This is a genomic window from Paraburkholderia silvatlantica (assembly GCF_003096715.1).
Taxonomy (GTDB): domain Bacteria; phylum Pseudomonadota; class Gammaproteobacteria; order Burkholderiales; family Burkholderiaceae; genus Paraburkholderia; species Paraburkholderia silvatlantica.
The window spans coordinates 194191-214033 of record NZ_QEOL01000006.1 but is presented as its reverse complement, the minus strand read 5'-3'; the positions used below and the strand labels follow the sequence as shown (position 1 = coordinate 214033).

At 67.3% G+C, this 19843-nt stretch carries 18 protein-coding genes; 13 read left to right on the top strand and 5 right to left on the bottom strand.

The genetic code is table 11. The features are described from left to right. Nucleotides 1–138 precede the first annotated feature (138 nt). Nucleotides 139–285: a hypothetical protein gene (locus C7411_RS37415; RefSeq protein WP_165822779.1), complete on the bottom strand. Its 147-nt coding sequence runs from the start codon at nt 283–285 to the stop codon at nt 139–141. On the opposite strand from C7411_RS37415, the gene pyk reads away from it, so the two are divergent. From pyk to C7411_RS10895, 6 genes are all read left to right on the top strand, one after another. Next, entirely contained in the window at nt 284–1720 is a 1437-nt protein-coding gene (pyk, locus tag C7411_RS10920) for a pyruvate kinase (RefSeq protein ID WP_110384328.1), read from the top strand. The genes C7411_RS37415 and pyk overlap by 2 nt on opposite strands. A gap of 424 nt (nt 1721–2144) precedes the next feature. After that, nucleotides 2145–3209, top strand: coding sequence for a class II fructose-bisphosphate aldolase (gene fba / locus C7411_RS10915; RefSeq protein ID WP_110384327.1), 1065 nt, complete (start codon nt 2145–2147; stop codon nt 3207–3209). A gap of 225 nt (nt 3210–3434) precedes the next feature. Next, nucleotides 3435–4325, top strand: a complete 891-nt coding sequence (locus C7411_RS10910; protein ID WP_110384326.1) for a phosphoribosylaminoimidazolesuccinocarboxamide synthase — start codon at nt 3435–3437, stop codon at nt 4323–4325. Nucleotides 4326–4351: 26 nt separating this feature from the next. Continuing rightward, on the top strand, nt 4352–4870 hold the full coding sequence (gene purE / locus C7411_RS10905; RefSeq protein WP_110384325.1) for a 5-(carboxyamino)imidazole ribonucleotide mutase: 519 nt from the start codon (nt 4352–4354) through the stop codon (nt 4868–4870). A gap of 56 nt (nt 4871–4926) precedes the next feature. Further along, nucleotides 4927–6144 carry a 5-(carboxyamino)imidazole ribonucleotide synthase gene (locus C7411_RS10900; RefSeq protein WP_110384324.1) on the top strand — a complete coding sequence of 406 codons (1218 nt, stop codon included), beginning with the start codon at nt 4927–4929 and terminating at the stop codon, nt 6142–6144. 26 nt (nt 6145–6170) lie between these two features. Continuing rightward, nucleotides 6171–7217, top strand: coding sequence for an L-threonylcarbamoyladenylate synthase (locus tag C7411_RS10895; protein WP_110384417.1), 1047 nt, complete (start codon nt 6171–6173; stop codon nt 7215–7217). A 109-nt stretch (nt 7218–7326) separates the two neighbouring features. Here C7411_RS10895 and C7411_RS10890 read toward each other — a convergent pair whose 3' ends face one another. The 3 genes from C7411_RS10890 to dacB all read right to left on the bottom strand — a co-directional run bounded on the left by C7411_RS10890 (nt 7327) and on the right by dacB (nt 11860). Then, a complete protein-coding gene (locus tag C7411_RS10890; protein ID WP_110384323.1) occupies nt 7327–8709 on the bottom strand; it encodes an SGNH/GDSL hydrolase family protein in 1383 nt (460 codons plus the stop codon). 177 nt (nt 8710–8886) lie between these two features. After that, nucleotides 8887–9804, bottom strand: a complete 918-nt coding sequence (locus C7411_RS10885) for a sterol desaturase family protein (RefSeq protein WP_110384322.1) — start codon at nt 9802–9804, stop codon at nt 8887–8889. Nucleotides 9805–10156: 352 nt separating this feature from the next. Beyond that, nucleotides 10157–11860 (bottom strand): D-alanyl-D-alanine carboxypeptidase/D-alanyl-D-alanine endopeptidase, encoded by a 1704-nt coding sequence (gene dacB, locus C7411_RS10880; protein WP_110384321.1) that lies wholly within the window; start codon nt 11858–11860, stop codon nt 10157–10159. A gap of 419 nt (nt 11861–12279) precedes the next feature. On the opposite strand from dacB, the gene C7411_RS10875 reads away from it, so the two are divergent. From C7411_RS10875 to C7411_RS10850, 6 genes are all read left to right on the top strand, one after another. Further along, on the top strand, nt 12280–12942 hold the full coding sequence (locus C7411_RS10875) for a response regulator (protein WP_028205939.1): 663 nt from the start codon (nt 12280–12282) through the stop codon (nt 12940–12942). A gap of 86 nt (nt 12943–13028) precedes the next feature. Then, on the top strand, nt 13029–14330 hold the full coding sequence (locus tag C7411_RS10870; protein WP_110384320.1) for an ATP-binding protein: 1302 nt from the start codon (nt 13029–13031) through the stop codon (nt 14328–14330). Between the two features lie 136 nt (nt 14331–14466). Beyond that, nucleotides 14467–15972 (top strand): DegQ family serine endoprotease, encoded by a 1506-nt coding sequence (locus C7411_RS10865; RefSeq protein ID WP_110384319.1) that lies wholly within the window; start codon nt 14467–14469, stop codon nt 15970–15972. Between the two features lie 196 nt (nt 15973–16168). After that, on the top strand, nt 16169–16675 hold the full coding sequence (locus C7411_RS10860; protein ID WP_243413119.1) for a carboxypeptidase regulatory-like domain-containing protein: 507 nt from the start codon (nt 16169–16171) through the stop codon (nt 16673–16675). Between the two features lie 141 nt (nt 16676–16816). Continuing rightward, nucleotides 16817–17182, top strand: a complete 366-nt coding sequence (locus C7411_RS10855; RefSeq protein WP_110384318.1) for a DUF427 domain-containing protein — start codon at nt 16817–16819, stop codon at nt 17180–17182. Nucleotides 17183–17213: 31 nt separating this feature from the next. Beyond that, nucleotides 17214–17963: an SRPBCC family protein gene (locus tag C7411_RS10850; RefSeq protein WP_110384317.1), complete on the top strand. Its 750-nt coding sequence runs from the start codon at nt 17214–17216 to the stop codon at nt 17961–17963. A 63-nt stretch (nt 17964–18026) separates the two neighbouring features. Here the strand turns inward: C7411_RS10850 and C7411_RS10845 are convergent, their stop codons facing one another. Beyond that, on the bottom strand, nt 18027–19013 hold the full coding sequence (locus C7411_RS10845) for a helix-turn-helix domain-containing protein (RefSeq protein WP_110384316.1): 987 nt from the start codon (nt 19011–19013) through the stop codon (nt 18027–18029). 144 nt (nt 19014–19157) lie between these two features. Between C7411_RS10845 and C7411_RS10840 the strand changes: the two genes are divergently transcribed. Beyond that, a complete protein-coding gene (locus C7411_RS10840) occupies nt 19158–19793 on the top strand; it encodes a cysteine hydrolase family protein (RefSeq protein ID WP_110384315.1) in 636 nt (211 codons plus the stop codon). The last annotated feature ends 50 nt before the right edge of the window (nt 19794–19843 follow it).

The window sequence follows — 19843 nt, the reverse complement described above, 5'->3', positions numbered from 1 at the left end:
CGCCGCCGCTGTCGCTGCTGAAACGGACCTTGCGGCGACGCAGTCGACTGCTGAATCGACAGCCGCACGGAATCCGGCAGGGCGCCCAGCCACGCCCGCATCGAATACGACTACGCATGAAAAAAGCGCCGCAACGGCTCAGGTGAGCCCCGCGGCGCCCTCCAAGAAAGCGACGCCGGGCTCACCCGGTGCGCGTTCCGGCGCATCCGCACCCGCGGCGCAGCCGGCCAGCACTTCTCGCAGCAACGGTTTTCCCAGCGATCCTATCCAGACGAGGAGACTCATGCATCGCGCCACCAAGATTGTCGCCACCATCGGTCCGGCTTCCAGCACGCCGGACATCCTGCTGAAAATGATCCGCGCAGGACTGGACGTGGTGCGCCTCAACTTTTCGCACGGCACCGCCGACGACCATCGTCAGCGTGCTGAAATGGTGCGGGACTGCGCCCGCCAGGCTGGCCGCGAAGTCGCGATCATGGCGGACCTGCAGGGCCCGAAGATTCGCGTCGGCAAATTCGAGAATGGCAAGACGGTGCTCGAGCCGGGCCATCCCTTCATCCTCGACGCCGAATGCGAGCTTGGCAATGACGAGCGCGTCGGTCTCGACTACAAGGACCTGCCGCGCGACCTGAAGCCGGGCGACGTGCTGCTGCTCAACGACGGTCTGATCGTGCTCGACGTTTCGCGCGTGATCGGCAGCGAGATTCATACGGTCGTGCGCGTGGGCGGCGACCTGTCGAACAACAAGGGCATCAACCGCCAGGGCGGCGGCCTCACGGCGCCGGCGCTCACCGCGAAGGACATGGAGGACATCCGCACGGCCATGTCACTGGGCGCGGACTTCGTCGCCGTGTCGTTTCCGAAGAACGCTACCGACATGGAAATGGCGCGCCAGCTCGCCAACATCGCGGGCGCACCGTACGGCATCAAGCCGAAGATGATCGCGAAGATCGAGCGCGCCGAAGCGATTCCGGCGCTGCAGGAAATTCTCGATTCGTCGGACGGCGTCATGGTCGCGCGCGGCGACCTGGCCGTGGAAGTGGGCAATGCCGCCGTGCCGGCGCTGCAAAAGCGCATGATCCGCATGGCGCGCGACTCGAACAAGCTTGTCATCACGGCCACGCAGATGATGGAGTCGATGATCCACGCGCCGGTGCCCACGCGCGCCGAAGTCTCGGACGTCGCCAATGCCGTGCTCGACGGCACGGACGCGGTGATGCTTTCGGCCGAATCGGCGGCGGGCAAGTACCCGGTGCAGACCATCGAGGCCATGGCCGCGATCTGTCTGGAAGCGGAGAAGTCGGAGCAGTCCGAGCTGGACAAGGATTTCCTCGACCGCACTTTCACGCGCATCGACCAGTCGATCGCCATGGGCGCGCTGTTCACGGCCTACCACCTCGGCGCGAAGGCGATCGTCGCGCTCACCGAGTCGGGCTCGACCGCACTCTGGATGTCGCGTCACTGGACCCATGTGCCGATCTTCGCGCTCACGCCGCGCGCGGGCAGCGAGCGCGCCATGTCGCTCTACCGCAATGTCACGCCGCTGCACCTCGACACGAGCAGCGACCGCGACACGGCGCTGCAGCAGGCCATCGAGGTGGTGGTGAGCAAGGGCTACGCGGCGCGCGGCGACATGGTCGTGCTCACCGTGGGCGAGCCGATGGGGCAGCCGGGCGGCACGAATACGCTGAAGATCGTGCGCGTGGGGGATGTGCTGTAACTTCGGTGCTGTAACAGCGGTGCTGCACGTTCTGTCTGTATTCTCGCGGCGATTTTTTTCGCCTTATTTTCGCGACTCCCGAAAATAAATGCGGCCGGCGCCGACTGGTATCACACTGGTATCGGATCGGCGCCAGATCGGTGCCATTTAGAGGTCTTTTCCCCGCAATTGCAGCCCGTACGCCGTGGAAACGGCGCGCGGGCTGTCAACTCTTTTTGCACCTTCTCGCGCTTTTGACGCTCCGATACGCCAATTTCATGCCAGTTACGTGCCTGGCGCCGGGAACGGACGCGCTTCGCGATAAAATCACGCCATCGAGCCCGCGGCAGGTCACGCGGGCGGCGGTTGCCAGGCCGCCCTCGACCGGCTGCGCAAGACAGCCGGCGGCAGAAGCATTTCGTTTCAAATCAAAGGAGTAGCAACAATGCCTCTCGTATCAATGCGTCAACTGCTCGACCACGCGGCTGAACACGGTTATGGCCTGCCGGCGTTCAACGTGAACAACCTGGAACAGGTCCAGGCGATCATGGAAGCCGCGGACCAGGTCGGTTCGCCGGTGATCATGCAGGCATCGGCCGGCGCGCGTAAGTACGCGGGTGAGCCTTTCCTGCGCCACCTGATCGAAGCCGCGGTCGAGTCGTATCCGCATATTCCGGTCGTGATGCACCAGGACCACGGCCAGTCGCCGGCGGTCTGCATGGCGGCGATCCGCAGCGGTTTCACCAGCGTGATGATGGACGGGTCGCTCGAAGCCGACGGCAAGACGGTCGCATCGTACGAGTACAACGTCGAAGTCTCGCGCAAGGTCGTCGAAATGGCGCACTCGATCGGCGTGACGGTCGAAGCGGAACTGGGCGTGCTCGGTTCGCTGGAAACGATGAAGGGCGACAAGGAAGACGGTCACGGCGCCGAAGGCACCATGACGCGCGAGCAGCTCCTGACGGACCCGGAGCAGGCCGCCGATTTCGTGAAGCTCACGCAGTGCGACGCGCTGGCCATCGCCATCGGCACCTCGCACGGCGCGTACAAGTTCTCCAAGAAGCCCACGGGCGACATCCTGTCGATCCAGCGCATCAAGGAAATCCACGCGCGCATTCCGAACACGCACCTCGTGATGCACGGTTCGTCGTCGGTGCCGCAGGAACTGCTGGCCGAGATCCGCGAATTCGGCGGCGACATGAAGGAAACGTACGGCGTGCCGGTGGAGGAGATCCAGGAAGGCATCCGTCACGGCGTGCGCAAGATCAACATCGACACCGACCTGCGCCTGGCGATCACGGGCGCGATCCGTCGCTATATGTATGAAAACCCGTCGAAGTTCGACCCGCGCGACTACCTGAAGCCGGCTCGCGAAGCCGCGAAGAAGGTGTGCGTGGACCGCTTCCTCGCGTTCGGCTCGGAGGGCCAGGCCGGCAAGATCAAGCCGGTCGCGCTCGACAAGATCGCCGGGAAGTACAAGTCGGGCGAATTCGCGCAGATCGTTCGCTAAGCGGGCTTCTGCGTCGGGCGCGCTGCACCGCCGCGCCTGAAGTTGTCAAAACGTCGCCGTTTCCGCCTGTTTTGGGGGAACGGCGATGGGTTTTTCCGGGAAATTTGCCAGTTTTTGGTTTACCCTCGCATTACCTTCGGTTTTACGGTTTCCTGGCGCGGTGGGAGCCGCGATGCTGGACCGAACCCGCCTCCGTTTCGATTGTCCTTTTAGCGAATCACGACGATGTCTACCCTCTACGAATCCACGCTCCGCTCGCTGCCGCTTCTCGGCCGCGGCAAGGTCCGCGACAACTATGCCGTGGGCAACGACAAGCTGCTGATCGTCACCACCGACCGTCTGTCGGCGTTCGACGTCATCATGGGCGAGCCGATTCCGCGCAAGGGCGAGGTGCTCAACCAGATGGCCGACTTCTGGTTCGAAAAGCTCAAGCACGTCGTGCCGAACCACCTCACGGGCGTGGCGCCCGAGACCGTGGTCGCCGCCGACGAAGCCGATCAGGTCAAGGGGCGCGCCGTGGTGGTGAAGCGCCTTGAACCGATCCTCGTCGAGGCCGTGGTGCGCGGCTATCTGGCCGGCAGCGGCTGGAAGGACTATCAGGCAACGGGCGCCGTGTGCGGCGTCGAACTGCCGCCGGGCCTGCAGAACGCCCAGAAGCTGCCCGAGCCGATCTTCACGCCGGCGGCGAAGGCCGAAATGGGCCATCACGACGAGAACATCACATACGAAGAAATGGAGCGCCGCATCGGCACCGAGCTGTCGCGCACCATCAAGGAAATTTCGATCAGGCTGTACAAGGAAGCCGCCGACTATGCGGCCACGCGCGGCATCATCATCGCCGACACGAAGTTCGAATTCGGTCTCGACAATCACGGCCAGCTGTATCTGATGGACGAGGCGCTCACCGCCGACTCGTCGCGCTTCTGGCCGGCCGACCAGTATCAGGTGGGCTCGAACCCGCCGTCGTTCGACAAGCAGTTCGTGCGCGACTGGCTCGAAACCCAGGACTGGAAGAAGGAGCCGCCGGCGCCGAAGCTGCCCGACGACGTGATCGCCAAAACATCGGCGAAGTATCAGGAGGCGCTCGAGCGTCTCACGGGTCAAAAGCTCGCGTGAGCGAGAAGAGGGAAGAAGGAAGCACAATGAGCGAAGTTCAGACGGCTCACCAGCATGCGGCACCGCTCGTCGGCGTGTTGATGGGCTCCAGCTCCGACTGGGACACGATGAAGCACGCGGTCGCGATCCTGCAGGAGTTCGGCGTCGCGTACGAGGCCAGGGTCGTCTCGGCACACCGCATGCCCGACGAGATGTTCGAGTACGCGGAAAAAGCGCGCGAGCGCGGCCTGCGCGCGATCATCGCCGGCGCGGGCGGCGCGGCGCATCTGCCGGGCATGCTGGCGGCCAAGACCACGGTGCCCGTGCTGGGCGTGCCGGCGGTCAGCAAGTATCTGAAGGGCGTGGATTCGCTCCACTCGATCGTGCAGATGCCCAAGGGCGTGCCGGTCGCGACCTTCGCCATCGGCGAGGCGGGCGCGGCCAATGCGGCGCTCTTCGCCGTCTCGATCCTGAGCGTGACCAACACCGAATACGCGAACAAGCTCGCGGCTTTCCGCGTGCGCCAGAACGAAGCGGCGCACGCCATGGCGCTGCCCCCGCTTTGATCGCCCCGCTTTGATTGTCCCCACGCGCCGCGGCCATCCCGCGGCCGACCACGAAGATGACTCCTGACAATTCACCGGTTTCACCGATTCTGCCCGGCGCCTGGCTGGGCATGGTGGGTGGCGGCCAGCTCGGCCGCATGTTCTGCTTTGCCGCGCAGGCGATGGGCTACCGCGTCGCCGTGCTCGATCCCGACGCGACGAGCCCCGCGGGCACCGTGGCCGACCGCCACATCTGCGCCGCATACGACGACGAAGCGGCGCTCACCGAACTCGCGCGCCTGTGCGCGGCCATCTCGACCGAGTTCGAGAACGTGCCCGCGGCGAGCCTCGACACGCTCGCCAGGTCGACCTTCGTGAGCCCGGCCGGGCGCTGCGTGGCGGTGGCGCAGGACCGCATCGCCGAGAAGCAGTTCATCGCGGCGGCCGGCGTGCCGGTTGCGCCGCACGTGGTGATCGAGTCGTCGCAGGCGCTCGCCGGCATCGACGACAAGGCGCTCGCCGCCGTGCTGCCGGGCATTCTCAAGACCGCGCGCATGGGCTACGACGGCAAAGGCCAGATTCGTGTTTCCAACGCGGATGCAGTGCGCGAGGCGCACGCGTCGCTCGGCGGCGTGCCGTGCGTGCTGGAAAAGCGGCTGCCGCTGAAGTTCGAGGTGAGCGCGCTGATCGCGCGCGGCGCGAACGGCGCGGCCGCGGTCTATCCGCTCGCGCAGAACACGCACCGCAACGGCGTGCTTTCGCACACCATCGTGCCCGCGCCGGACGCAAGCCCCGCGCTCGTGCAGCAGGCCCAGCAGGCGGCGATCCAGATCGCGGCCAAGCTCGGCTATGTGGGTGTGCTGTGCGTGGAATTCTTCATCCTCGAAGACGGCTCGCTCGTCGCCAACGAAATGGCGCCGCGTCCGCACAACTCGGGCCACTACACGACCGACGCGTGCGCGACGAGCCAGTTCGAGCAGCAGGTGCGCGCCATGACGGCCATGCCGCTCGGCGACACGCGCCAGCACTCGCCGGCCGTGATGCTGAACATTCTCGGCGACGTGTGGTTCCCCTGTGCCGTCGGCGAGGCCAAGCCCCAGAAGGGCGCCGCGCCCGTCACGCCGCCGTGGGACCAGGTCGCCGCGATGCCGGCTGCGCGCCTGCATCTGTACGGCAAGGAGGAGGCGCGTCCGGGCCGCAAGATGGGCCACGTGAACTTCACCGCGCCGACGCTCGACGAAGCGCGCACGGCCGCCCGCGACTGCGCGCGCCTGCTGCACATCGTCACGAGCTGAGGTTGGGCCCGAAGTTGAGTCATGCCATGTCCGATCAGCAGAACGCGCCGCACGACGGCACGCCGTCTCTGAGCGCAGCCGACATCGAGCACGCCGCCGCGCTGCTCGACGCGGGCGAACTGGTCGCCTTCCCGACCGAGACCGTCTACGGTCTGGGCTGCGATGCGGCGAGCCCCGCGGCGGTCGCGCGCATCTATGCGGCCAAAGGACGGCCGGCGAACCATCCGGTGATCGTGCACTTGCCGCCCGGCGGCGATCCGCAGTACTGGGCCGCAGCGTGGCCGGAAGCGGCGCAAAAGCTCGTCGACGCGTTTTGGCCAGGCCCGCTCACGCTGATCGTGAAACGCCACGAACGCATTCCCGACGCCGTGAGCGGCGGGCAGGATTCGGTGGGGCTGCGCTGCCCGTCGCATCCGGTCGCGCAAAAGCTGCTGGCAGCGTTTTCCGCGCGTCGCGGCGGCCACGGCGGCGTGGCGGCGCCGTCGGCGAACCGCTTCGGCCATGTGAGCCCGACCACGGCGCAGCACGTGCGCGACGAATTCGGCGCGGCCGTGCATGTGCTCGACGGCGGCGCATGCGACGTGGGCATCGAATCGACGATTCTCGACCTCTCGCGCGGATTTCCCGCGTTGCTGCGGCCCGGCCACGTGACGCCGCACGACATCGCACGCGTGCTGGGAGAGGCGCCGCGCTTGCCAGACGGCTCGGACGCCACGGCGCCGCGCGCCTCGGGCACGCTCAAGGCGCACTACGCGCCGCGCACGCCGCTCGCGCTGCTGCCGTTCGAGGCGCTGGAGCCGCTGCTCGCGGCAGCCCGCGATGCGGGCGAAACGGTCGCGCTCGTGGCGCGCGCCTCGCGCGCGGGCGTTTGGGCGCAGGCCCAGGGCGTGCATTTCGTCGCCGCGCCGGAAGAGCCGCAGGACTACGCGCGTGAGCTGTATGGCTTGCTGCGCGCGCTCGATCGCGCGAATGTCTCGCGCATTCTCATCGAGAAGCTGCCGGAGACGATCGAGTGGATCGCGGTCAACGACCGGCTGGGCCGGGCCGCGGCGGCGTTCGAGGCGCAGCGGTAGGGCCGGCACGGTTTCCCGCGTTCAATGAAAAACACCCCGCGAGCCTGACGGCGCGCGGGGTGTTGTTTCGTGCACTGGAAGATCCGGTGCAAGCGACGCGTACCAGGGATCAGGGCGCCTTGCCGATGCCCGCAGCAGCGAGCTGCGTTTCGACGTACGTCGCGAATTGCGAGTGCAGTGCCGTGGTCGGGTGCACGAGATCCGCGAACATGTAGGTCGTGGGCGCGTTGGCCGTCGTCAGCGTTTGCGGCGAGCAGAACAGCGACATGCCGAAGCTTTGGCCGTAGGCCGCGGCATACGCGTTGATGGTGGCTTGCGGCGTCGTGGCCGGGTTCAAGCCGAGCGTTGCCTGCGGGTTGGCGAGCGCGTAGTTGGTCGCGCTGTTCGTCATGGCCGTGAGGTTGCAGGCCGTATCCGTGTTCGTCACGGTGAAGCCGAGGCTTGCCGCGTTCGCGATCGACTGGTCGAGCCACGAGAACGTATCGACCAGCACGACCTTCTTCGCCTGCACGTCGGCTGCGCTCGCCTGGATCAGCGTCAGGTTGTACATGGCCGAAATGAGCGAGAGCGCCTGGTCGGCCGAGGCCGCGGAGCCGGGCGTCGCGCCGACGGCAGCATCGGCCTTCAGGGCTGCCGGCGTCTTGCCGATGTCGGGCACCGTGACGAGGGCGATCTTCGGATTGCCGGGGACGATGTCCGCATGGACGAGCGCGCCCAGCGTGCCCGCTGCCGTGATGACCGAGGCGATCGACGAGAAGGCGGCCGGATTCGCCTTATAGAGGCCAAGCGCAACGGCCGCCGGCGCGAGTGCCGTGGCCTGGGCCTGGGTGAAACCTTCCGCCATCAGGGTCGCAACGGCAGTGGGGCCGTTCGCGGCGACAGCGGCCGAGAAATTGTTCGCAACGAGTGCCGCGCCGAACAACGCCAGTTTCGTCGGGCTGCCGTCGGCAGGCACGTCCAGCAGGTTCAGGATTTCATTCGAGCCGCCTTCCACGAGCACGAGCTGATTCGAGTTGAAGCTGCCGTGCTGCGCCAGATACTGCTGGAGCTGCCACGTAACCGGCTGCTCGCTCGCGGCGGCAATCACGGCGCTGGTATTCGCAACGCCGCCGCCCGTCACCAGCGCGCCGCCCTGCGCATAGTCGAGCCCGCCCGTTGCCGTGAGCGGCAGACCGAAGCCGCCTTCGAAGGCCGGCGACAGCGTGTTGCCGAAGTACTCGGACACATGCTGCGCCCAGACTTCGCCCGGGTTGGTCGTGAAGCGTCCGCCGCCGAAGCCCGGCAGAATCTGCTCCGAATACGTGCCCGCGTCGGTCAGGCTCGTGCCGAACGCCACCACCTGCATGTTGACGCCCGACGGCGGCGGCGTGCTCGCGTTGTTGTTGCCCCCACTGCCGCCACCGCAAGCGGCGAGCAGCGCAAAGGCGGCGCTCGCGGCAGCGATCTGGGTGGCGCGCAACAGCGTACGGTGTCTCGGTCCTTGATGCTTCATATTCACTTCATCTCCTCTGTGTGTGGCCTTTGATGCCATGCTTGCCTACTCATGCAACGGCTGCTCGCGGCACGAGCAGCCGTTGTCGATGTTGTTCTCTATCGCCGGCCTTGCATGCACCCCCCTGCATGCGGTTGCTCCAGGGTAAGCGCCAAGGCCGACAGACTACGCAATCTCTCAGCGACTGCGCGACCCGAACTCACCCTCAGTGTTGTTTTCCGGCACGCAGTGGCGCTCGCACCAATCGGGCGGCGCGAACAGCGCGGCGAGACGCGAGCGGGAGTCGGGCATGCGCGCAAAATCCCGCGCCATCGCGAGCCATTCATGAAATGTCGCCTTGAGCGGATTGCATGATGCAAGCGGCTTGACGATGCCGTAATCGGGCGCGTCCTGCGCGTCTTCGTCGACATAGCTGCCGAACAGGCGGTCCCAGATCGCGAGCACACCGGCGTAATTGCGATCGACATAGCGCGCGTTGCGCGCGTGATGGACGCGATGCATCGACGGCGTGTTGAACACGTATTCGAGCCAGCCCAGCTTGCCTACTGCCTGGGTGTGCACGAAGAACTGGAACGCGAGATTGACGAGCACGATCGCGACGATCTGCTCCGGCGCGAAGCCGAGCATGGCGAGCGGAATCCAGAATACCCACATGCCCGCCACGGGATACATGAGGCTCTGGCGAAACGCCGTGGAAAGGTTCAGGCGCTCCGACGAATGGTGGACGACGTGCGCGGCCCAGAGCCAGCGCACGCGATGGCTCGCGCGGTGAAAGACGTAGTAGAGCAGGTCCTGCGCGATAAAGAGTGCGAACCACGCGACGAGCCCCGGCTGCCACGAAACGAGCCGGAAGTGCCGGTGGACATAGGCATAGACGGGCACCGCCAAGAGCCACGCAAGCTTGTCGGCGCCCTGGTGCATGAGCGCGAGCGCGGCGTTGCACAGCGTGTCGGACCAGGCATAGCGGGCGCTGTCGGGGGTGTCGTTCGATGCAGCGCGCGGCCGCGTGCGGGAGAGATGCCACGCCTCCCAGCCGATGCAGGCGAGAAACACGGGAGCGAGGGCGAGCAGCAGCCATTGCGCATCGAACTGCACGAACGTCGTCCTCCTTGTCCCGTGGGCGGCGCTGGCGGGCAGCGCGGCGGTTGTCGTCTCATGTCTCGTCGGCCGCGTTGGTGCGCAATCGTATGTGTTCGTACGCGCGCGCGGCTCGATTGCCGTGCGCGTATGACAGATTTTTATGACGCGCCTTCGGCCTTTGCCCGTCAGCGTACACGCCTCGCGCCCAGGACGGGCGGCGCTTTGCTAGAGGAAAACTTCGAGCCCCGCGCGCGGCGGCGGGCTCGGGCGAGCCGCACGGGGGCAGGTCCGCGGCGCCCGCCCGACGTGCACAGAGCGTGTTCGCCGCGTGCAATCGGCGTGCGCTCAGCGCATGGTCAACGTGTGGTCAATGCGCGCCGCGTTGCCGGGGCGGCGCCTTGTGCGTGGCCTTCGCGAACTTCGACGCCTTTGCCGCGCGCCTCGGATGCGGCTCGACGTACACGGGCTTTTCTTCGGGCATGCCCTTGTAGACCCACTCGAGCAGCGCGTCGTGCGCGGCGCGTGCGGCTTCGGCGTGCGGGTCGTTGATGAGGCTCGCCACGATCCAGCTCTCGCCGTTCTCTGCCGCCACGTAACCGGCGATGGCACGCACGTCGCGCAGCGTGCCCGTCTTGATATGCGCGTTGCCTTCCACGCCCGCGTTGGTGAGGCGGTTGCGCATCGTGCCGTCCACGCCGACGATCGGCAGCGAGTCGATGAACACCTGCGCGACCGGGCTCGCGTTCGCGTTCTGCAGCAGGTTGGCGAGCGAGAGCGCGCTGATGTGCTCTTCGCGCGAGAGGCCGCAACCGTTGTCGAGCACGAGCTCGGGCATGTTCAGGCCGCTGCGCCGCAGGAACGCATTGACGGCCGTGGCGGCCTTGGCCGTCGTCGCAGGCGGTTTGCCCTCGACGGCGCCGAGCGTGAGGAACAGATTGCGCGCCATCACGTTGTTGCTGAACTTGTTGATGTCGTGCACGACGTCCGCGAGCGGTGGGCTCTGGTGCACGGCGAGAAGACGCGCGCGCGGCGGCACGACCCCTTCGCGCACCGCGCCGGCCGGCGTGGCGAAGAGGCTGCCGCCCGTTTGCTGCCCGGTTTGTTGCCCGGTTTGTTGCCAAAGCGCGAGGAAGCCGTCAGCGAAGAACGTGCTGTGGTCCACGGGCGCGGCCATGTTGAGCGTGCGCTCGCCGCAGCGCATGGCGTAGCTGCCCGCGAAGCTCGCCGTGACGACGCCGTTGCCGCCGGGCGAAACCTGCGGGCTCGGCAGCAGGCCGCCGCACGCGCCGGCGCGCTCGCGGATCTGGTTGTCGATCTGCCACTGCGCAACGGGCGGCACCACGTCGATCGACACCCCCTCGCGGGAGGGCGAGAACGTGAACGAGACCGACTTGAACGCGTACATCAGCGGATCGGGCCCGACGTTGTAGGGCGCGCTGTCGTCGCCGTCGAACGAGGGCAGGTCGCGCGTGGACGGATCGAACTCGCTCTTGTCGAGCACGAGCGAGCCGTCGATGCGCGCGACGCCCGCTGCGCGAATCTTCTGCACGAGGTCGATCAGCTGTTCGGGCACGAGCTTCGGGTCGCCCGTGCCCTTGATATAGAGATTGCCGTGCAGCGTGCCGCTCGCATCGACTTCGCCGTCGGTATAAGCGCTCGTTTTCCAGCGATAGTCGGGACCGAGCATCGCGAGGCCGCTCCACGTCGTGACGAGTTTCATCGTCGAGGCGGGCATCATCGGCTGGCCGGCATTCACCGCGACGCTGGGCTGGCGGTCGCCGACCTTTTCGATCACCACGCTGACCGACGAGAGCGGCACGTGCGCGCGCTCGAGGCCCGCCATCACAGTGGGCGGCAGCACGGTCGTCACGTTGACCGTGGGAATGCGCGCGCCTGCGGGCTGCGCGTACGCGGCGGGCGCGGCGGCGAAGCTCGCGGCGAGCGTGGCGCAGGCCAGTGCGAGGGCGAGCGGTCGAGGCAGGCGCGGTGTGGCGGCGAGGTGCGTGCGGTCGGTGCGCGAGGCAGGCAGTCTGAACAAGGAGCGTAGGCGGGACAGCGAAGCGGGCGGCATGAAAAGCGTTCGGGCGAGTGCAGGGGCGGTGCTTGGGCCGGGCGCGGCGCTCGGCAAGCGGGGACTCGCCGGTGCTGCGCGCGGGCGCGAAAATCAGGGCGGCGTGTGATTCGTGGCGCGCTCACGATGCGCTCGCTTGAACGTACCGTACCAGCCTGCACGTGCGCATCGCGGCCGAATCACGAGTCTTGCGCCGCAAAAGCGCACATTGTAAAGACCTCGCGCCGCATGCGCGCATTGCAGCAAGAAAACGTTGCACATTGCGTGGCGTCATTTAAACACCGCCCTCAACGCCCGCCACTGCATCGCGGCCGGCTGCGCGCCGCAGCGCCGCGGCGCCCCTGTTCAGGCGCTAGAATGCTCGCATCGTCATCCACTTACGCAGCGCGGCGCAGCACCGCCGCCCGGCCAACATTACGATGCGCATACTGCTAGTCGAAGATGACCGCATGATCGCCGAAGGCGTGCGCAAGGCGCTGCGCGGCGAGGGCTTTGCGGTCGACTGGGTCGAAGACGGCGACGCCGCCCTCTCGGCCGCGAGCGCGGATTCTTACGATCTCATGCTGCTCGATCTCGGATTGCCGCGACGCGACGGTCTCGACGTGCTGCGCACACTGCGCGCGCGCGGCGCGGCGCTGCCCGTGCTGATCCTCACCGCGCGCGACGCCGTGGCCGACCGCGTGAAGGGGCTCGACGCCGGCGCGGACGACTACCTCATCAAGCCCTTCGATCTCGACGAACTGGGCGCCCGCATGCGCGCGCTGATCCGCCGCCAGGCGGGCCGCAGCGATTCGACCATCCGCCACGGCTCGATCACGCTCGATCCGGCTTCGCACCAGGTCACCCAGGACGGTTCGCCCGTTGCGCTCTCGGCGCGCGAATTCGCGCTGCTCGAGGCGTTGCTCGCGCGTCCGGGCGCCGTGCTCTCGAAAACCCAGCTCGAAGAGAAGATGTACGGCTGGGGCGAAGAGATCGGCAGCAATACCGTCGAGGTCTATATTCACGCGTTGCGCAAGAAGCTCGGGGCCGATCTGATCCGCAACGTGCGCGGCCTCGGCTACATGATTGCCAAAGACGCATGAAGCAGGAAATCAGGCGCGGCCCTGCATGGGAGCGGACTACGTGCCACAGCGCTAACTCCGGATCGACAGGGAGACCCCTTTAGCCGATGAGTTCCATCCGACGACAACTGCTGTTCTGGCTGCTCGCGATCATGGTCGCGGGCGTGGGGCTCGCGGGCTGGCTGATCTATCGCCAGGCGCTCGCCGAAGCCAACGAGCTGTTCGACTACCAGCTGCAGGAAATCGCCGAGGCGCTGCCCTCCGAGCCATTCAACGAGATCCTCAGTTCGCGCGACACGGGCGACGAAGGCATCGTGCTGCAGATCTGGAATCGCAACGGCGTGCTCATGTACTACTCGCATCCGCGTGCGCCGCTCGCGCCGCGCGCGGAACTCGGCTTTTCGACAGAGCGCACCGATCGCGGCGACTGGCGCGTGTATGGCGCGATCGTCGGCGACAATGTCGTGCAGCTCGCGCAGCCCGTTTCCGTGCGCAACCGGCTCGCCGCGAACGTCGCGTTGCGCACGCTCTGGCCGCTCATCGTAGTGCTGCCGTTTCTCGGCATCGCGGTCTGGATCATCGTGGGGCGCGGGCTCAGGCCGCTCTCGCGCGTCGCGCGCGCGCTCGATACGCGTCATCCCGAAGCGCTCGACCCGATGCCTGAAGAGCGTCTGCCGCGCGAGGTCACGCCGCTCGTGCATGCGTTGAACGCGCTGCTCGAACGCCTCGCGCAGGCCATCGACACGCAAAAGGCCTTCGTCGCCGATGCCGCGCATGAGTTGCGCACGCCGCTGGCGGCCGTGCAGATCCAGGCGCAACTCGTTGCGCGCGCAAAGGATGACGAAACGCGCCGCGAAGCACTCGGCGATCTGCAGGCGGGCGTGACGCGCGCCACGCGGCTTGCCGAGCAGCTGCTCGCACTCGCGCGTTCCGAGCCCGACGGTCATGCGCGCGCGCAGAACATCGATCTGCATGCACTGCTCGATGATTGCGTGCTCAACTATGCGCCGCTCGCGCAGCAGCGCGGCGTGGATCTCGGCATCGAGGAAAGCACGGCGGCGAGCGTGTTCGGCGACGCCGATGCATTGCGCGTGATGTTCAACAACCTGCTCGACAACGCGACCAAATACACGCCCGCGGGCGGGCGCGTGGACGTGAGCCTCGCCGTCGTCGACGGGCGTCCGCGCGTGCGCATCGCGGACAGCGGGCCGGGCATCCCGGAGGACGAGCGCGCGCGCGTGTTCGATCGCTTTTATCGCGTAGGCGCGGGCGCGGATCGCGCGCGCACCGATATCGCCGGCACGGGCCTCGGGCTCGCTATCGTGCGACGAATCGCGGATCAGCACGACGCGACCATCACACTCGGCGATTCGCCCGCCGGCGGCCTGCTCGTGGACGTGCGGTTGTGACCTTGCATCGCCCGCAAATGCCCGCCGCGCGGGCGTTCGCGCGATTATTGCGATTTCCGCCTGCTTAAGACTCCTTTAAGCGACACGGCTTACTCTTCGGTACGTCGTGATGAGTACCCCGCGCAAGGAGTCCGCAATGAATACCAAAGTTCTTTCCCGCAGTGCCGTGGCAGCCGCCGTGGTCGTCGCATTGTCGGCGGGCTACGTAGCAGGGCACCGCGATCTGCCTGCTCCGCAGGTCATTTCGCAGGCACAGGCCGCAGCGATGATGCCCGCCGAAGCCGCAGCCAAGACCGGCATTCCCGACTTCTCGGGTCTCGTGGAAACCTACGGGCCCGCGGTGGTCAACATCAGCGCCAAGCACGTCGTGAAGCAGACGGCGCTGCGCAGCGGCGGCAGCGGCCCGCAACAGCTGCCGATCGATCCGAGCGATCCGTTCTACCAGTTCTTCAAGCACTTCTATGGCGGCGCGCCCGGCATGGGCGGCGGCGACAATGGTCCGCAGGCGGACCAGCCGAGCGCGAGCCTCGGCTCGGGCTTCATCATCAGCCCGGACGGCTACATTCTCACGAACGCGCACGTCGTGGACGGCGCCAACGTCGTGACGGTGAAGCTGACCGACAAGCGCGAATACAAGGCGAAGGTCGTCGGGGCGGACAAGCAGTCGGACGTCGCCGTGCTCAAGATCGACGCGAAGGATCTGCCGACCGTGAGGATCGGCGACCCGCGTCAAAGCAAGGTCGGCCAGTGGGTGGTGGCAATCGGCTCGCCGTACGGTTTCGACAACACGGTGACCTCGGGCATCATCAGCGCGAAGTCGCGTTCGCTGCCGGACGAAAACTACACGCCGTTCATCCAGACCGACGTGCCGGTCAATCCCGGCAATTCGGGCGGCCCGCTCTTTAATCTGCAGGGCGAAGTAATCGGCATCAACTCGATGATCTACTCGCAAACGGGCGGCTTCCAGGGCCTTTCGTTCGCCATCCCGATCAATGAGGCAATCAAGGTCAAGGACGAACTCGTCAAGACCGGCCATGTGAGCCGTGGGCGTCTCGGCGTCGCGGTGCAATCGATGAACCAGACGCTCGCCAACTCGTTCGGCATGGACAAGCCGCGCGGCGCGCTGGTGAGTTCGGTGGACGCGAGCGGTCCGGCGGCGAAGGCGGGTCTGAAGCCCGGCGACGTGATCCTGTCCGTGAACGGCCAGGCCGTGGACGATTCGTCCGATCTGCCTTCGCTCATCGCGGGCATGAAGCCGGGCACGAAGGCCGATGTTCAGGTGTGGCGCGACAAGAGCACGAAGGACCTTACTGCGACCATCGGCACGCTGGGCGACGCGAAGGTGGCTTCGAACGACGCACCGCAGGCGCAGATGCAAGGGCGCCTCGGTGTCGCGGTGCGCCCGCTCACGCCGGAAGAGAAGAGCAACGGCTCGCTCGACCACGGTCTGCTCGTCGAGCAGTCGGGTGGGGCGGCCGAGAATGCGGGTGTCCAGCCCGGCGACGTGATTCTCGCCGTGAACGGCCGCCCGGTGACGAGCGCCGATCAGCTCAAGCAAATGGTTTCGAAGGCTGGCAACAGCATTGCGCTCCTGATCCAGCGAGACGACGCACAAATTTTTGTGCCCGTCGATCTCGGCTGATCCCTGCTGTCGCGAATCCGGCTCCGTGCGCCGGATTCGCGGCGAGAGCAGGTTTCATCACGTTGTACCTGTGCTGCCGCCGTTGGCCCTGGGCCCCGGCGGCAGCGGTTTTTGGGGCGCACAAGCCTTCGGCGCGCGTTGATCGGGCATGTCCCTTGCTGAAGGAGGGGATCGGACTCACTGAAAGGAGCGATCGATGAAGCGTTTGCACAACTCGCGCCCCATCCATACGACGGCTTACGCGACGATCCTCGCGGCTACGCTCGCTCTCGGCCATGCGGGCGGCGCGGCGGCGCAGGAGGCCGATGCCTCCGGCACCGTCGGCGGCACGACCACCGACACTACGAGCGCCGGCAACACCAATGGCGGCGGCATGCCGCAAGTCCAGCAGCAGGGCGACGTGTCGTTCGTCTCCGGCGGCGTGGGCCTCGACGAATCCAGGGCGCTGCTCAGCGCGCAGCGGGAGTGGCCGCTTGCGCTGCGCTTTACCCAGCGCGGCGGCGAGTACGTCGCGGACGTGCGCGTGCAGATCACCGATTCGCACGGCGCAAGCGTGCTCGATACGACTTCGCGCGGGCCCTATATGCTCGTCAGGGTGCGTCCGGGCCGCTATAGCGTGCACGTGAGCCATGCGGGCGTCGACAAGACGAGCACCGTGACGGTGGGCTCGAACGGCGGCGCGCGGGCGGCGTTCATCTGGTAAGGCGCCTTGCCGGGCCAGGCCGCCTTTGGGCGCTGCCCCACGCGCGCCGCGCAGAAGATTCACGCAGCCTGGCCAAGTTTGGCCGATAATAAAGCCGAGGCAAGGCGCCGCAGGCGCCGCCGACCAACAGGGGAGCCGAACATGGCGGTCGAACCGGATGCGGACCATCGCATCGAACTCGTCGCGAACCGTCACCGCGTGCGCGTGATTCATGGCGGCATCACTATTGCCGATACGCTGCGCGCCGTCACCCTTTGCGAAACCGGCTACCCCGACGTCTTCTACTTTCCGCGCGCCGACGTGAACATGGCGCGGCTCGAACGCTCCGGACAGACCTCGCATTGCCCGTTCAAGGGGGAGGCGACGTATTTCCATTTGCGTACCGAAGACGGGCGCGTCGACGACGCGGCCTGGAGCTACGAAGCGCCGCTCGATGACGCACGCGGCATCAAGGGGTATCTGGCTTTCCACGCAACTCGCGTGGACCGGATCGACCAGACCTCCTGAAAAGGCCGGTAGCTTGCAAAGGGGAGCCGCCATGGAACTGAACGATGCGCTGAGAATTCCGCTCGAACCGGCCGCCGTCTGGGCGGCGCTGCAGGACGTGGCGCTCGTGCGCGCGAGCATGGAGCATTGCGAGTCGTTCAGGCGGCTCGGCCCCGGCGAATACGCGATCACGCTCACGGTGCCGCTCGGGCCGCTGCGCGCACGCTACGAGGTGCGCGCCCACATTGCCAATGATACGGCGCAGGTGCCGCTCACGCCCCGGCGTGTGCTGAGCTTTCGCGCCCGCGCGGACGGCATCGGCTCGCTGCGCGGCCAGATCGACGTCGCGCTGCGCCCCGAAGAGCGCGCTGCGACGAGGGAGCCGGGTACGGGCAAGGACGTGGACACGCGGATCGACTACTCGGTGTGGGCCACGCTCACGGGACCGCTTTCCGAGTTGCCTGCGCGCCAGATCGAGAATGCGCTGCACGAACTCGCCGACGACTTTTTTACGGAGTTCTGCGCCGTGGTTGCGGTCAAGCATGGCCAGGCGCCGAACCGCGTGGCGGGCGAGCCGCCGCGCCGGCAGCATGTCTTCCTGCGGCCGATCAACCTCGCCGGTCTTGCCCGGCGCGCGCATATCCTGCCGCAGCACCATGCGGGCGGAACACTCTCGGGCCGCGCCGCAAGCATGCTGAATCACGAGCCGCCGCCGCACGCCATGCCGTATTGGGCGTGGGCCGCGATGATCTTTTTCGTCGCGCTGCTTCTGTATGCGGCGCGCTGGTTTACTGCGGCCTGATTACCGCGACCTGAATTCGGCGGCGGGTGGCGTGCCGCCCGCCGAACCGCCCGTCGAAACCGCTCACGCCCCTCGAAACTCCCGCCGCCACGCCGACGGCGAAATCCTGAACGCCTCCACGAAATGCTGACGCAGCGACGCGGCCGAGCCGAAGCCCGCACGCTGGGCGATCGCGTCGATCGGCTGATCGGTGCTTTCGAGCAACTGCTGCGCGCGGGCGAGGCGTTCGCCGAGCAGCCACGCGCCCACCGTCGTTCCCGTCGTCGAGCGGAACTGGCGCGTGAAGGTACGCCGGCTCATCAGAGCGCGCTGCGCGAGCGAGTCGAGTGTGTGGGGCGCGTCGAGATGGGCGCGAATCCAGTCGAGCAGACCCGGCAGCCGCTCGCCGCTCCCCGCCGCCGCGAGCGGCTGTTGCACGTACTGGGCCTGATTACCCTGGCGATGAGGCGGCACGACGAGCCGCCGCGCCACGTAGTTCGCGGCGCCGGAGCCGCACAGGCGCCGCATGAGATGCAGGCAGCAGTCGAGTCCCGCCGCCGTGCCCGCCGAGGTGAGCAGGTCGCCGTCGTCGATGTAGAGCACGCCGGGATCGAAGCGCACGGCCGGAAAGCGCTGCGCGAAGTCGTCCGCGGCGGCCCAGTGCGTGGTGCCCGGGCGGCCGTCGAGCAGGCCCGCATGCGCGAGCACATAGGCGCCGAGGCATAACCCGACGAGGATCGCGCCGCCCGCGTGCGCTTCGCGCAGCGCGTCGCAAAGCGCGGCGGGCGGCGCTTCGTGGGTGTCGCGCCAGCTCGGCACCACGATCACGTCCGCGCCGCGCAGCCCCTCGAGGCCCTGCGGCGCGCCGATCGTAAAGCCTGCCGTGGTCGTGAGCGTGCCGGGCTCCGCCGCGCAGACGGCGAGTTCGAACGGCGGCACGCCGCCTTCGCTGCGGTCTTCGCCGAACACGACGCAAGGCACCGAGAGATGGAACGGGCTGATGCGGTCGAAGGCGATCACGGCGATGCGCAACGGGGCCGGTGAAGGAGTCTGACGGGGAACGGCGGCCATGACGAGTCCCGAAGATGAATGGCCCGATTCTAGCGAAAGTTGTCATTCGGGCCACTGTTGCGTGGGCGCCTGCGGCGCCACAATCCCGCCATCGACTTCGCGTCTTCGGACCGGTCGGTTCCTTTCAACCCCTGGAGGCATGCCATGTCCGCGAATCCGCGCCGGGCGCTCGTCGTGATCGACGTGCAGAACGAATATGTCAGCGGCGATCTGCCGATCGAATATCCCCCCATCGAGACGTCGCTCGCCAATATCGGCCGCGCGATGGACGCCGCGCGCGCGGCCGGCGTGCCGGTCGTGGTGGTGCAGAACTTCGCCCCGGCGGACTCGCCGCTCTTCGCGCGCGGCAGCGCGGGCGCCGAACTGCATCCGGTCGTGGCCACGCGCGAGCGCGATCACTACGTCGAAAAAGCGCTGCCGAGCGCCTTCGCCGGCACCGATCTCAAAGCCTGGCTGGCCGGTCGCGGCATCGACACGCTCACGGTGGTCGGCTACATGACGCACAACTGCGACGCCTCGACGGTGTTCGAGGCGACTCACGCGGGTCTTGCCGTGGAGTTTCTGGCCGATGCGACCGGTTCGGTGCCGTATGCGAACGAGGCGGGAACGGCTAGCGCCGAGGAGATCCACCGCGTGTTCGGCGCGGTGATGCACACGCGCTTCGCCGCGGTCGTGAGCACGGATGCCTGGCTTGCCGCCGTCGAAAAAGGCGTGCCGCTCGCGCGCGACAACATCTACGCGTCGAATCGACGGGCCCGCGCGAACCGCGTGCCGGCCTGAGCGGTCAGGAAAAAGGCGGCCTCGTCAGCGGGCCGCCTCGATCGATCCGG

Bases quoted from the DNA above. Each gene is read 5' to 3' on its own strand.
- C7411_RS10855 (WP_110384318.1), top strand. From the start codon at position 16,817: ATGGCGGTCGAACCGGATGCGGACCATCGCATCGAACTCGTCGCGAAC.
- C7411_RS10865 (WP_110384319.1), top strand. From the start codon at position 14,467: ATGAATACCAAAGTTCTTTCCCGCAGTGCCGTGGCAGCCGCCGTGGTC.
- purE (WP_110384325.1), top strand. From the start codon at position 4,352: ATGAGCGAAGTTCAGACGGCTCACCAGCATGCGGCACCGCTCGTCGGC.
- C7411_RS10895 (WP_110384417.1), top strand. From the start codon at position 6,171: ATGTCCGATCAGCAGAACGCGCCGCACGACGGCACGCCGTCTCTGAGC.
- fba (WP_110384327.1), top strand. From the start codon at position 2,145: ATGCCTCTCGTATCAATGCGTCAACTGCTCGACCACGCGGCTGAACAC.
- dacB (WP_110384321.1), bottom strand. From the start codon at position 11,860: ATGCCGCCCGCTTCGCTGTCCCGCCTACGCTCCTTGTTCAGACTGCCT.
- C7411_RS10890 (WP_110384323.1), bottom strand. From the start codon at position 8,709: ATGAAGCATCAAGGACCGAGACACCGTACGCTGTTGCGCGCCACCCAG.
- C7411_RS10850 (WP_110384317.1), top strand. From the start codon at position 17,214: ATGGAACTGAACGATGCGCTGAGAATTCCGCTCGAACCGGCCGCCGTC.
- C7411_RS10870 (WP_110384320.1), top strand. From the start codon at position 13,029: ATGAGTTCCATCCGACGACAACTGCTGTTCTGGCTGCTCGCGATCATG.
- C7411_RS10845 (WP_110384316.1), bottom strand. From the start codon at position 19,013: ATGGCCGCCGTTCCCCGTCAGACTCCTTCACCGGCCCCGTTGCGCATC.
- C7411_RS10900 (WP_110384324.1), top strand. From the start codon at position 4,927: ATGACTCCTGACAATTCACCGGTTTCACCGATTCTGCCCGGCGCCTGG.
- C7411_RS10875 (WP_028205939.1), top strand. From the start codon at position 12,280: ATGCGCATACTGCTAGTCGAAGATGACCGCATGATCGCCGAAGGCGTG.
- C7411_RS10910 (WP_110384326.1), top strand. From the start codon at position 3,435: ATGTCTACCCTCTACGAATCCACGCTCCGCTCGCTGCCGCTTCTCGGC.
- C7411_RS10840 (WP_110384315.1), top strand. From the start codon at position 19,158: ATGTCCGCGAATCCGCGCCGGGCGCTCGTCGTGATCGACGTGCAGAAC.
- C7411_RS10860 (WP_243413119.1), top strand. From the start codon at position 16,169: ATGAAGCGTTTGCACAACTCGCGCCCCATCCATACGACGGCTTACGCG.
- C7411_RS37415 (WP_165822779.1), bottom strand. From the start codon at position 285: ATGAGTCTCCTCGTCTGGATAGGATCGCTGGGAAAACCGTTGCTGCGA.
- pyk (WP_110384328.1), top strand. From the start codon at position 284: ATGCATCGCGCCACCAAGATTGTCGCCACCATCGGTCCGGCTTCCAGC.